Source organism: Pontibacterium sinense (assembly GCF_015209595.1).
Taxonomy (GTDB): domain Bacteria; phylum Pseudomonadota; class Gammaproteobacteria; order Pseudomonadales; family Balneatricaceae; genus Pontibacterium; species Pontibacterium sinense.
This window is the reverse complement of record NZ_JADEYS010000014.1, coordinates 123,022-136,495: the sequence shown is the minus strand read 5'-3', so window position 1 is coordinate 136,495 and position 13,474 is coordinate 123,022. Positions and strand designations below refer to the sequence as shown.

The following is a 13,474-nucleotide window of genomic DNA, read 5'->3' as shown; positions in this document are numbered from 1 at the left end:
TTCTCACCGGCCGCAGTGGTTACAGATGCCGCGATATCTGCGGCGTTGGCGTTTTCACCAGCTGCAGTAGTAACGGACGCAGCGATATCAGCAGCGTTAGCATTGTCACCAGCAGCGGTGGTTACGGATGCTGCGATGTCAGCCGCATTAGCGTTCTCACCGGCCGCAGTGGTTACAGATGCCGCGATATCTGCGGCGTTGGCGTTTTCACCAGCTGCAGTAGTAACGGATGCTGCGATATCAGCCGCATTGGCATTTTCACCGGCCGCAGTGGTGACAGATGCAGCGATGTTGGCAGCTTGGGTTGGGGCGGCTTCTGTGATTGCTTGCGCTACAGCGGCAGCAGCTTGTGGTGCTGCTTCTGTAACTGCTTGTGCGACTGCGACGGCAGCATCGGGTAACGATTTAGCGACTGCTTTTGCAGCTGTAACAGCCTGGTCAGGATCTGTCTTTGCTGTTTCAGCTAAGGCGGCTTTGATTTGTGTAATAACTTCGGCTTCGGTCAAGTCTGCCTTTTTAGCGTTTTCAAGAAGCGTTTCCATCGAAACGCCGTCTGCGAGATCGGTTTTAATATCAGCATAGGCAGAGTACAGCGGGATCATCATCCCTGCCATTGCTCCAAGAAGTACTCGGCGCATGATGGGTAAACTCCATGTAAAAGGGTAATTAATAGTATGCGAGCGATTGTATCGGCTTGATTCAAACGCTGCAAACCTTTTGTTTAATTCTTGAGCGTGCCATATGGTATGAAGTAGTATTGTTGCTCAGCAAAGCGATAAACGGGACGTGTCGTGAGCTACTAACGTAGCAATGTCGCGGTCATATTTCTTGCTGATTTAAACAAGATACTAAATATCTTTCCTTTCTATCGGTGACTGTAATAAGTTGTACGTCATTGGTTTTGTGTTTTTATGGAACAAGGAATTTTTGATGGATCAAGCCAGTCCCTCCCAGGTCTCCGACCTCGGCCCACGTAAAAGCAAGCGTCGTCTATTGCGTAATCATGAGTCTCTTATTTATTGGGGGCAGTTGGCTGTCGATGGCGTATTAGTGGCCGGTTCTCTTATGTTACTGGCACTGTTGAAAACCGGTGATATAGATGTGCCGTATCGCTTGCTGGCAGTAATCTCTGTACTGCTACTGTTCGTTATATACAGTGCTCAGGGCGTCTATCGGCGAGCTGCAGGTTATGTATCCGGTTGCTATCGACTGGCTGTCTCATGGGCTTCAGTATTGATGGTGCTCACTCTAATTGGCTTTTTGACAAAAACGGGTGAGTCGTTTTCTCGACAGGTATTTATAGCGTGGGCGTTGTTGGGGTTTGTGCTTCAAGCTGTTGCCTACGTCAATATTAAATTTTTCTCTGATCGCTATCGCGAGCGATTTGCGCGGGTGATACCTGCGTTGGTTGTGGGATCAGGAAGTCTGGCGAATCATCTTAAGGCCAGTCTTGAGGTAAATCGGTGGATTCCTGATAAGGTAGTTGGGCACGTTTGTCTAAGTGGGCAGGAAGCAGCGAATGAAGCAGGGGATGCCCTGGTGGTTGGCGATTTACATGCGCTGCGTGAATTAATTCGTACGCGCGGTGTAAAGCGTGTGTATCTTGCGTTGCCAATTGAACAGTCCGGCAAGATAGGCGACCTACATATTGATCTACTTGATATGAATGTAGACCTTATTTGGGTGCCTGATATTTATGCGCTGAATCTATTGAATCACTCGGTGCGTGAAGTGGCGGGTATGCCGCTGATTTTCCTGAATGAAAGTCCTTTGACATCACGACGCCGCGGCTCGTTGCTGAAAGATTTCATGGACCGATCCGTGGCGTTGCTATCAATTGTATTGCTAAGCCCTGTTTTGCTCGCTACTGCTTTTGCTGTGAAGTTTTCGTCACGAGGGCCTGTGCTCTTTAAGCAGGAACGCCATGGTTGGGACGGTAAAATCATCAACGTCTGGAAATTTCGCAGCATGAAGGTGCATGTGGAGGGTACCGGAGAGGTGACTCAGGCACAGCGCGAAGACCCTCGTATTACCAAAGTGGGTAAGTTTATCCGTCGCACTTCTATCGATGAGTTGCCGCAGTTGTTTAATGTGTTGCAGGGGCGGATGTCATTGGTCGGTCCGCGTCCGCATGCGGTCGCGCATAATGAGTTCTACTCCGATAAAATAAATGCATACCTTGCGCGTCATCGCATTAAGCCGGGTATTACAGGTTTAGCTCAAATCAGTGGTTGTCGGGGTGAAACGGAAACCATTGATAAAATGCAGAAACGCGTTGATTACGATTTGGAATATATCAATAACTGGTCGGTATGGCTTGATGTTAAGATTCTCATTAAAACGCCATTATCGCTTTTATCTAAAGATATCTATTAAGCAGTGGATCGGGCGTAACACTGAGAATATTTTCGGGATTTGAAGGATTATGAGTAGCGAAAACGTTGTCTGGCACAACCACAAGGTATGCAAGCAATCACGTGCTGAGCAGAAAAAACAGAAGCCATGTGTATTCTGGTTTACCGGGTTGAGTGGTTCGGGGAAGTCTACGATCGCCGGGGCTCTCGAGCAGCGCTTGTTTGAAATGGGGCATCATACCTATTTGCTGGATGGGGATAATGTTCGCCATGGTCTGAATAAAGATCTGGGCTTTTCCGATGAAGATCGCGTGGAAAATATCCGCCGCATTGGTGAAATGTCTAAGCTCTTCGCTGATTCAGGTTTATTGGTGTTATCTGCTTTTATCTCCCCGTTTCGTGCCGATCGCCAAATGGTGCGCGAGCTAATGGACGACGGTGAGTTTGTAGAAGTCTTTATGGATACGCCGTTGGAAGAGTGCGAGCGGCGGGACCCGAAAGGGCTCTACAAAAAAGCACGTAAAGGCGAAATCCGAAACTTTACGGGTATCGATTCAGCCTATGAAAAGCCTGAATCCCCAGAAATCACCTTGAATACCGCAGTACAGACGGTCGAAGAGGCGGTTGATCAAATGATCGACTATCTGTTGACCCATCAGATTATTAAAAAGGACTGAAGCATGTCGCATAGCTCGGAGCTGATCGCCACCGATATCGAGGCGTATCTTAAGCAACATGAAAACAAAGATCTGTTGCGGTTTTTAACCTGCGGTAACGTTGATGATGGCAAATCCACGCTGATCGGTCGTTTGTTATATGACAGCAAGTTGATCTTTGAAGATCATCTGTCTGCTTTACAAAAAGACAACGAGCGCGTGGGTAATGCGGGCGATAGCCTGGATCTGGCGTTGTTGGTTGATGGTCTGCAGTCCGAGCGCGAACAAGGTATTACCATTGATGTAGCGTACCGCTATTTCAGTACGGATAAACGGAAATTCATCATTGCTGATTGTCCTGGGCATGAACAGTACACCCGTAATATGGCAACCGGTGCATCTAACTGTGAGCTGGCCATTGTGATGATTGATGCTCGCAGAGGGGTGCAGACCCAAACGCGCCGCCATAGCTTTGTCTGTAGCTTGCTGGGTATTAAACACATCATCGTAGCTGTTAATAAGATGGATCTGGTGGATTACAGTCAGGATGTGTATCAACAGATCAAAGCGGATTACAAAGACTTTGCCAGTGATCTGGGTTTTGATGACCTGCGTTTTGTTCCGATCTCTGCATTGGAAGGTGACAATGTTGTATCAGTCAGCGAAAAGATGGACTGGTATCCAGGTGCATCGCTGATGAAACTGCTGGAAACGGTGCGTGTGTCGACGGATAAAGATCTGCAGCACTTTCGTTTCCCGGTGCAGTATGTCAATCGTCCGAATCTCGATTTTCGTGGTTTTTGCGGTACGGTTGCCAGTGGTGTTATCGCGCAAGGCGATGAGATCATGGTGTTGCCATCAACCAAGCGCAGCAAAGTCAAAAGTATCGTCACCTACGAAGGCGAGCAGGCCGATGCGTATCCGGGCGAGGCGATCACTATTACATTGGATGACGAGATTGATATCTCGCGTGGTGATCTGCTAGTTAAACCGGGTGACGTAGCCAACATCGGCAATCAGTTCTCGGCGGACATGGTTTGGATGGCGGAAACACCCATGGAGTTGGGTCGCGAGTACCATATTAAATTTGCGGCCAAGATGACCACGGGTGTGATTTCAGAGATTAACTTTGAAACTGACGTGAATACGCTGGAAAAGATCCAGTCATCGCGTCTGGAGTTAAATGCCATTGGTAACTGTGTGGTGAAGTTAAATGAAAACACCGCGCTGGATTGTTACAACGAGTTCCCTAAGACGGGTGCTTTTGTGGTTATTGATCGTCTGACGAATGGCACGGTTGCTGCGGGTATGATCCGTTCATTCAAAGCCGTTGAGCGAAGTGAAAGCGAAGTCGATGGAAGTCGTTACAACGCCTTTGAGCGAGACCTGAATGCCTTGGTGCGTAAGCACTACCCAGAGTGGGGTTGCAAAGCAATATGACCACGACTGGCAAGCGTCACTTTGGTGCGTTTAACGGTGACGCAGATGGCATTTGCGCGCTGATCCAGCTGCGCCGCGCCGAGCCTAAAGAAAGCATTCTTGTAACGGGCGTCAAGCGTGATATCAATCTGTTGAAACGTGTCGATGCCGTATCCGGTGACACGGTGACGGCACTCGATATCGCTTTTGAAAAGAACAGTGCTGATGCCGCTCGTATCTTGGACGCGGGTGCTTCTATTTTTTACGCGGATCACCACAACCCGGGTGAATTGCCGAGTCATCCCGCGCTGGAAGCCCATATAAACACCGCACCAGATACCTGTACCTCATTGATCATCGATCAGTTGTTGGGTGGGCAGTACCGCGCGTGGGCTATAGCGGCTGCATTTGGCGATAATCTGACAGACGTCGCTCAGAATTTGGCGGATCAATCCGGTTTTACCGCTGAACAAGCGGTTGTGCTAAAAAAACTGGGTGTATGCATCAACTATAACGGCTACGGCGCAAGCCTGGATGATCTGTTCTACCATCCGGCTGAGCTATATCAGCTGATGGATGCCTTTGATACGCCGTTTGATTTTATCGAAGCACTGCCTGAAGTTTTTGAAACACTGGCAAACGGATACGACAGCGATATGGCTAGCGCGGCTTCGCTGGCACCTATTCGTGAAACCAGTACAGCTGCAACCTTTATGCTGCCGAACGAGCAGTGGGCTCGTCGCGTCAGTGGTGTTTACGGCAATGATCTGGCAAACCGGTCACCAAGCCGAGCACACGCCGTCATAACTGAAAAAGCAGACGACACCTATCAGGTTAGTGTACGCGCACCACTAACCAATAAAAGCGGTGCCGATGAGCTGGTGAAACAGTTCCCTACCGGCGGTGGCCGTAAAGGTGCAGCAGGAATTAACGCACTACCCAAAGAGCAACTGGACGCTTTCATCTCCGCATTCGAAGCTCAGTACTCTTAACACGCCTGACTAACGAAAATGGCTGCTGCACATATTAACCCGGCGGCGGGTTAGGTGGCCCCGCCATCTAGTGATGGCGCGGTCTGCAGTCTATTTCAGTAAAGGCGTTTGGCCGCCAGGTTAATACCTGTAGGGCAGTCTTCAGGCTGCCAGCCTGTGATAGCAGGCCCTGTAGCTCGTTCCCATGCTCCCGCGTGGGAACGCATACAGAGCCCCTCTACTGCATTGAAGTCGGTAGGGATTAACTCGTTCCCATGCTCCTGCGTGGGAATGCATACAGAGCGCCCCTACTGCGCTGAAGTCAGTAGGGCTTATTCCCAACTTTCAGGCAGGGAATAAAAGGGTTGAACCACAGATTACTCATTCTCACGCTCCCGCGTGGGAATACATACAAGATTTAAGCTGACCTCAAACAGCAATAAGAATTTATAAAGGTAAGATTAAAATGGAAATCTCACGGTCACGCATGACCCACCTTAAACAGCTCGAAGCTGAATCCATTCATATTATCCGTGAGGTTGCTGCCGAGTTTGATAACCCGGTGATGCTTTATTCCGTCGGCAAAGACTCCGCCGTTATGTTGCACTTGGCACTAAAAGCATTCCATCCTGGTAAACCACCATTCCCCCTGATGCATGTAGACACTAACTGGAAATTCAAAGAGATGATCCAGTTTCGTGATCAAATGGCGGATAAGCTCGGTATGAAGCTGATCGTATATAAAAACCAGGAAGGACTGGATATGAATATAAGCCCTTTTGTACACGGCAGTGCTAAACACACAGATATCATGAAAACCCAAGCGCTTAAAAAGGCGCTCGATAAATACGGCTTTGATGCCGCTTTTGGTGGTGCTCGACGTGATGAAGAAAAGTCCCGTGCAAAAGAGCGCGTGTACTCCTTCCGCGACGAATTTCACCGTTGGGATCCAAAAAATCAGCGTCCTGAGCTTTGGGAGATCTATAACAGCAAGGTTGAAAAAGGCGAAAGCATCCGAGTATTTCCGCTTTCTAACTGGACTGAGCTGGATATCTGGCAGTACATCTATCTGGAAAATATCGAAATCGTACCACTTTACCTTTCAGAGAAACGCCCTGTTGTTGGGCGTGATGGCACGTTGATTATGGTAGACGATGAGCGTATGCCAATTGCTGATGATGAAACGCCTGAGATGAAGATGGTGCGTTTTCGTACGTTGGGGTGTTATCCATTGACTGGTGCGGTTGAGTCAGAGGCGGCGACACTGCCTGAGATTATTCAGGAGATGCTGTTGACTACTACATCGGAGAGACAGGGGCGTGTGATCGATCATGATCAAGCAGGTTCAATGGAGCAAAAAAAGAGAGAAGGGTATTTTTGATTTTCTATGTTTATTCTTGGCTCGTAAAAGAATTATAAAACTATACATTGGGATGTGGTTTTAAGTGGGGGTTTAATGGAGTTCGGTCGAGTAGAGATTTATTTGCATGTGGGGTTGCATAAGACAGGTTCGTCTCACGTGCAAAGTGTATTTTATTCCAATTATGAACGTCTTTTGGAAAAGGGGTTGTTGTTCCCGAAGTCTGGGTATGAAAAAACTTCAGGAAAAGGAGGGCGAAATAATACAACATCAGGGCATAACGAAATTATTTCAGCAGCACTTGGTGGTAAAAAGCAGCGTGATATTTTTCTGAATAAATTAAATAGAGAGATATCTGAAGCTGGTGTTAATAAAGTGTTTATGTCAGCAGAAAATATTACTCACTATGTAAATGGGGATATGGCTGGGAAGCTTAAGAAATTATTCGGTGGATATTCCTCTGTGAGAGTTGTTTTTACGCTGAGGGAACCAATCGGCTGGATAGAATCCTATTATCGGGAGCTGGTGGGTAATGGTTGGGAGGTTGAGTATAGATCTATAAATAGGTTTATTGAAAAATATAGAAATATTTTTTGTGTGGAAGATCGAATAAAAAGATACGAAAAAGAATTTGGTTTGAAAAATGTTTCTACCATAGTATATGGTAGGGAAATATTTTCATATGGTATCGAAAATGTTTTTTTAAATTACTGTGGAATTGATGATGTTGATTTGGTGCGTGTGAATGAAGGGGTGAATAAAAGTTCTTCGAACGAGTTTGTGCAGGCTGTTTTAGAATTTAATAAGAGTAGTTTTGGTGGTGAAAAGTATAGAAGTAAAATTTACTCTATTTCATCTGAACTGCGTACAAGCGGTGATAAAAGTGGGTTGCTGGGGGTCGGTGAGAGATTCTATTTGTGTGACTTTTTTCATAAAAAAAATAAATATTTGTATATAAAAAATCATTTTTTTGGAAGTTCGAATGAACTTCGAGGGAAGGTTGATAGTTCTCAGTGTACGTTTGATGTTGAAACTTATAGCATGATTAAACGACAGTTGGGAGAGGGTGGATGTGAGGCGGATAAGGAGTTTAAGTGGTTGGTGAAAGCAAAATTGAAAAGTCTTCCGCCTTTTTTGGAGGTGCTTGCAATGCGTGTTTATTATAAGTTAAAGCGTGGATAGCGTGATTGATTGCAAAGTAAATAAAAACAAAGTGATGGTTTTTTACTACTCAATTCCATTTTTATTGGTAAGTCTTTCAGTTTTTTTTGGTGTCGAGGTGGTGTCTTTTGGGCATCTTAGTGTAAGGTTAGGTTTTTTGTTTTTTTTGTTTGGTTTTTTTTATTGGCAGTGCTTTTTTAGAAAAAAATTTTCTGTGGAGGATTTGTATTTAGTTTGTTTGGTTTTGTTCTCTTTTAAAAGTTTTTTTCTTGGCGCAGGTTTCGCAGCGTTAGCATGGCCGATAATGATGCTGAGTGCCTATTTGTTTGGCATTAAGATCTCGATTTTGGATGAGAATATTAAGAAAAAAATAAAAGATGTGGTTTTTGTGGTTTTTGTGGTTTGTTTGTTTTTGTTTGTTTTTTTGAATTTTTTTGAGTTATTGGGGCTTGTGCGAGGGGTAGTTGATAAAAGATCGATACATTATTTTTTTGGTTATTATGAGCATTATAATATAGCGGCATCAACATTGGGTCTTCTTGCTATATATTTTTCTGATAATAAAAAAAAGTTTGTTTTTTTGATTTTGTGCTGTCTTGTTTTTAGTGTGATAAATTCAACGCGTGTTGGATTTATATCATTTTTGATGGCGATTGTGTTTTTTTATATGAGTAACTATAAGTCGAACATGGATAAGCACTTGTTTGCTTTTCTGGTGTTTGTAGGGGGGTGCTTCTTAGCTCCTCTTATGCTTCCTGATCTTTTTGGGCGATTGGGGGATTTTGAAACTGAATTAGAGTATTTTGAAACAGGTCAGGGTAGGATAGCTTTATGGTTAGCGGCGATTAATACATTGGAGATAGAGGTTTTGGGTTTTGGAATTGGGGAATCAAAAGATGCGATAGTTTATTATTCTCAGTTTCCACTGGCCTATAGAGAGGATGCTCTTCATAATATTTACCTACAAACGTTGGTTGATAATGGAGTGTTTTGCTTTGTGTTGCTGCTTTCTGTTTTCTTTAAGTATGTGTTTTCGCTGAAAGAATATTCAAACGTTAAGACTTTAGTATTTGTTTTTTTATTCTTGAGTTTGTTTCAAAATTCAGGATATGAACACTTTATTTGGTTTTTTATGGGTTATGCGCAGAATGAAAATCGATATACTGTCTGATATACCTTACCAGTATTACCAGCATGTTAATCAATCCCTATATAGGGAGTTTAATAAAAATCATGATGTGAGGTTTTTTCAGAAGTTTTTTTTGCATTCTCCTAGTGTCGGGCGGTTCTTTAAGCTCAAAAGGGATAGGGGGTTTTCTAGTAAAATAAATAATGAATTAGGAGTGGTTGATGTTTTTGGCTTTCCGTCTACTATTCCTGCCATTAATAGTTTCGTTTTAAGATATTTGAAAAAAAAGCATGATTTTGATGGTGATATTGCTGTCGCTTTTGTGGCAAATGAAGTTACACGCGGGTTGTTGTCAGGCTACGATAAAAAGGTGTATTACTGCGTTCATGATTACGAAAAGCAGGGGCTGTCTTCTGAAAAGATTCGTGAAGAAAAAAGATTAGTGAAAGATGTGGATGTGGTCTTGTGTGATAATGAAATAGTTCTGAAAAGAATAAGTGAAGGTGAAGATATTGTTTCAGTGTTTGACGCAAATAAAAACGATAAATATATAATGGTGCCGCCATTAGTTAGCTTGTCATTTTATAATATCCCTGAAGCTTCAGTTAAGTATGATTATATATACTATGGGTCTATTCATGAAGACCTGGATTTGAAGCTAATAATTTCTCTTGCAAGAAATGGGAAGAGAATATTTATAGTTTCAAATGAATGCAGTAGTGAGCTTTATAGTGAAGGTAATATTTTTATCTCTCCGGCTACAACGGATTTTTCTGTGCTTTGTAACTATATAGCTCAGGCAAATGAAATTATATTGCCATATAAAAATTCTGAGTTTATGAATACAGTTACCCCTGCGAAAGTGTTTCAGTCCTTGGCTACGGGTAAGCGAGTTTGTACGTCTAATCTCGGATTAAGTAAGAAGTATGGTATTTGTACAATAAATGAGCTGGGGGGTTATGGTGCTGTTTTTGATGCGGTGATTGATGTGGATAAATATAAAGAAAGTAATGTCCTGTCTAATATTAAAAGAGTTTTGGGCTTATAAAAAATATATCAAGGGTTTTATGTTGTGAAATTTAGTGTCTTAATGTCTTTGTATAATAAAGAAAGTCCAGTTTTTTTTAAAGAATCAATGATAAGTATCTTCGATCAGACCTATCTGCCCAGTGAGATAGTACTGATAAAAGACGGCTTTATTAATGATGATTTATTGAAGGTGATCGATTTTTGTGAGAAAAAATGTGTGGAGATAGGCGTTTCACTTGTTTTAGTTGAAAATTCAAAAAATATTGGATTAGCGCGCAGCTTAGATAAAGGTTTGAAGTACGTCTCTTCTAGCGTTGTTGCAAGAATGGATACTGATGATATTAATAAATTGGATAGGTTTGGTAAGCAAATAGAGGAGATCGAAAAAGGTATTGACTTTGTTTATTCTTCTTCTGAAGAGTTTTTTGAGGTGCCAGGTGACTTGTCGAGGTTTAATGTGGCGCCAGCTGTTTCTGATGTTAAGAGGCTTCTGAATTATAGAAATCCTATTGTGCATCCGAGTATTATGTTTAAAAAAAATGTTGTAGAGTCGTTGGGTGGTTATAGGGATTTTGTTTTTTTTGAAGATTATGATCTTTTTATTAGAGTTTTTAATAGTGATTTAAATATAAAAAACATTGTAGATCCCTTGATATTCTTTCGTGTGAACTCGTCTCATAGGGCGAGAAGAAGTGGGTTTCAATATTTCAAAACTGGGATGAAGCATAAATTTATATGGTTTAAAGAGGGGAGATTGAGTAGGTGGAGACTGGTTTCTTCGGTTTTGCCGTTTTTTATTTTTACTCTGTTGCCGGTAAGTATTAAGAATCAGGTGTATGGTTTTCTAAGGCGTGTGTGAATTATGAATAATGTCATTATTTTTGGTGGTTCAGGTTTTATTGGTACTCACTACTCTAAAAAACTTATACGTGAAGGGTTTTCGGTCTATTGTGTTGATGTCGAGCCGCCACGATTCTCTGATGATAATTTGGTTTTTATTCGTCATGATGTGAGGGATTTGGATAGTTTGAATTTGGATGTGGAGATTGGAGTTATTTATAATTTTGCAGCGATTCATACTACACCAGGTCATCCTGTCTTTGAATATTATGAAACTAATATAGCTGGAGCTATTTCAGTATGCGCCTTTGCCGAGCGTCATAAGGTTAATGAGGTGGTTTTTACTAGTTCAATTTCAGTCTATGGCCCAGGTGAAGAGCAAAAAGATGAGTATGATTCTTTGGTGCCGAATTCTGCTTATGGGTATTCGAAAGTACTTGCAGAAAAGGTGCATGAAGCTTGGTTGAAGAGGTGTGAAAACCATAGGCTGACTATAGTGCGCCCTGCTGTTGTGTTTGGTTCAGGGGAGGGAGGGAATTTTACTCGCTTGGCTTATATGATGCGAAAGGGTGTTTTTGTTTATCCCGGGCGTAAAGATACGATAAAGGCGTGTATCTATGTGGAAGACTTACTGTTTGCTATTGAGAAAGCAAGAGAAACAGAAAAAAAATTCGAATTGTTAAATGGAGCGTATGTTGAGAGATATACTCTAGAGCAAATAATTGAAGCCTTTAAGGTAGAATATTTTCCTAAAGCGAGACTTTTTTTCATACCAAAATTATTAGTTTTAGGTATTGCGAGGGTGTTAAGAATTTTTAATTTCTTAAACCTCGGTATTCATCCGGATCGAGTAGAAAAGCTAGTTCGTTCAACGAATATTTATCCGGCTTGGTTGGCGGAGAATAATATTGAAATTCCTGGGGATCTGGTAAGTGCGTTGGCGCGATGGTCTGATGAAACCAGTGGTCGGTTTGATTAGTTGGTTCTGTAAGAGCTATTAGGTGTTTGGGATTTTCTGTTGGAGATTGATTGGGTTTTCTATCAAATAGCCAAGAGATTTTTTTGATTCATGATTTTTTTGAAAAATTATCTGGAAATTTATTTGTTTTACTATTGTGCTCAAGTACCTATCGAATGATCAACTTTAAAGAAATTTTCTCTAAGTTGAGTCAAAACGAATTGTTATTTCAGGCTGTGTTGAGTTTCTTTGTTCGAGTGTTGGCAGCACTGGCAGGTTTTATTGTCAGTGTTGTTGTCAGCCTCCAACTCGGTGCCGAAGGGGCAGGGTATTATTTTCTGGCTTTCAGCATCGTTATGGTGTTGTCTGCTATATCACGTGCTGGACTGGATAACACGATTGTGCGTTTTACCGGTGCTGCGAGGCCAGAAGGTGAATGGGGGGCGGTTCGGGCTGTTCTCAGGCGTTCTGTGATTGTCACGTTGCTGAGTAGTGTGCCTGTTGCCGGTGTCGTTTATTGGCTTAGCGATTTTCTCGCTATGGAGGTATTTGAAAAGCCTGCTCTTGCCGAGGTTCTTCAAGCCATATCGCCGGGTATCGTCGGTCTATCGATCTTTACTCTTTTTGCTATGAGTCTGCAGGGGCTGCAAAAAGTTATCGCGTCGGTACTCACTGTAAATATTATTGTTAACGTCCTGCTTATATTGGCCCTATTGTTGTTTGCTCTACAGACACCGCAACAAGCAGCGTGGGCGTATAGTATAGCGACGGTTCTTACCGCCATTCTGGGGTTCGCCATCTATCGTAATGCCTTAGGTGAAGGCGGTGGTGATGTGAGTTGGGGTGAGTTGTTTCAAAGCTGTCTGCCTCTGTGGGTGGTTGTCATTATGTCTCAGCTTACTCAGTTTTCGGGGCAGTTTATCGCAGGTGCCTGGGTTGCTCCCGAAGAAGTAGCGCAATTGGCTGTGGCGCAGCGTACAGCGTTGTTAACCAGTTTTATCCTTATGGCGGTGAATTTGGTGGTGGCGCCGCGTTTTGCGTCGATGTACAAGAACGGCGAGCTGGATAAACTCGAAAAACTAGCGCTCACATCTGTGAAGCTGATGGTGATTTTTGCGTTGCCTATCGTTTTGGTTATGCTGGTGTTTCCTGAGTTAATCATGTCCCTATTTGGTGAAGGATTTTCTGAGGGTGGGCAGTTGCTGCAGATATTGGCGATTGGTCAATTTATCAATGTGGCGACAGGGTCAGTGGGTTATCTATTGACGATGTCAGGTCATGAAAAAGATCTTCGAAATACGGTACTGATATCGGGACCTGCAGCGATAGCCTTGGCTTTTATTTTGGTTCCTTTATACGGTGCAGTGGGAAGCGCCATTGCCACTGCGATCGCGATTGCGACTCAGAACCTGGTTGCGGTTTGGTGGGTCAAGAAGCGGCTAGGGTTTAATACGCTGGCTGTTTGGAAGGCTTGAGTACAATTTTGGCAGTGGGCGTCTGTTTATTGCCAGAAAGGGTGTTGATAATGGGGCTTTTCATACGATTATCGAGTTCTTGGCGGTATTTGCAGTACACTCACGGGGTGAAAATAATATTG

The 13,474-nt window shown here is 43.3% G+C and carries 12 protein-coding genes; 11 read left to right on the top strand and 1 reads right to left on the bottom strand.

Annotated elements, in window-relative coordinates:
* A partial coding sequence (locus IOQ59_RS14215) for a hypothetical protein (protein ID WP_193954048.1) occupies positions 1-638 on the bottom strand: 638 nt, incomplete at its 3' end.
* 292 nt (positions 639-930) lie between these two features.
* Between IOQ59_RS14215 and IOQ59_RS14210 the strand changes: the two genes are divergently transcribed.
* From IOQ59_RS14210 to IOQ59_RS14160, 11 genes are all read left to right on the top strand, one after another.
* On the top strand, positions 931-2,376 hold the full coding sequence (locus tag IOQ59_RS14210; protein WP_193954047.1) for an undecaprenyl-phosphate glucose phosphotransferase: 1,446 nt from the start codon (positions 931-933) through the stop codon (positions 2,374-2,376).
* A gap of 49 nt (positions 2,377-2,425) precedes the next feature.
* Positions 2,426-3,031 carry an adenylyl-sulfate kinase gene (gene cysC, locus IOQ59_RS14205; RefSeq protein WP_193954046.1) on the top strand — a complete coding sequence of 202 codons (606 nt, stop codon included), beginning with the start codon at positions 2,426-2,428 and terminating at the stop codon, positions 3,029-3,031.
* A 3-nt stretch (positions 3,032-3,034) separates the two neighbouring features.
* On the top strand, positions 3,035-4,450 hold the full coding sequence (cysN, locus tag IOQ59_RS14200; RefSeq protein ID WP_193954045.1) for a sulfate adenylyltransferase subunit CysN: 1,416 nt from the start codon (positions 3,035-3,037) through the stop codon (positions 4,448-4,450).
* Positions 4,447-5,421, top strand: coding sequence for a DHH family phosphoesterase (locus tag IOQ59_RS14195; protein WP_193954044.1), 975 nt, complete (start codon positions 4,447-4,449; stop codon positions 5,419-5,421). The genes cysN and IOQ59_RS14195 overlap by 4 nt, the downstream gene beginning before the upstream one ends.
* Before the next feature lie 445 nt (positions 5,422-5,866).
* Positions 5,867-6,781 (top strand): sulfate adenylyltransferase subunit CysD, encoded by a 915-nt coding sequence (gene cysD / locus IOQ59_RS14190; protein WP_193954043.1) that lies wholly within the window; start codon positions 5,867-5,869, stop codon positions 6,779-6,781.
* A 138-nt stretch (positions 6,782-6,919) separates the two neighbouring features.
* On the top strand, positions 6,920-7,942 hold the full coding sequence (locus IOQ59_RS14185; protein WP_193954042.1) for a hypothetical protein: 1,023 nt from the start codon (positions 6,920-6,922) through the stop codon (positions 7,940-7,942).
* The gene (locus tag IOQ59_RS14180) at positions 7,935-9,092 is read left to right on the top strand and encodes an O-antigen ligase family protein (RefSeq protein WP_193954041.1); all 1,158 of its coding nucleotides are present in this window, start codon (positions 7,935-7,937) and stop codon (positions 9,090-9,092) included. Before IOQ59_RS14185 ends, IOQ59_RS14180 begins: the two co-directional genes overlap by 8 nt.
* Positions 9,070-10,098: a glycosyltransferase family protein gene (locus tag IOQ59_RS14175; protein ID WP_193954040.1), complete on the top strand. Its 1,029-nt coding sequence runs from the start codon at positions 9,070-9,072 to the stop codon at positions 10,096-10,098. Before IOQ59_RS14180 ends, IOQ59_RS14175 begins: the two co-directional genes overlap by 23 nt.
* 24 nt (positions 10,099-10,122) lie before the next feature.
* Complete coding sequence (locus tag IOQ59_RS14170) at positions 10,123-10,938, top strand: glycosyltransferase (protein ID WP_193954039.1); 816 nt, start codon at positions 10,123-10,125, stop codon at positions 10,936-10,938.
* A 3-nt stretch (positions 10,939-10,941) separates the two neighbouring features.
* On the top strand, positions 10,942-11,898 hold the full coding sequence (locus IOQ59_RS14165) for an NAD-dependent epimerase/dehydratase family protein (RefSeq protein ID WP_193954038.1): 957 nt from the start codon (positions 10,942-10,944) through the stop codon (positions 11,896-11,898).
* Between the two features lie 50 nt (positions 11,899-11,948).
* On the top strand, positions 11,949-13,352 hold the full coding sequence (locus IOQ59_RS14160) for a flippase (protein WP_193954037.1): 1,404 nt from the start codon (positions 11,949-11,951) through the stop codon (positions 13,350-13,352).
* Positions 13,353-13,474 lie beyond the last annotated feature (122 nt).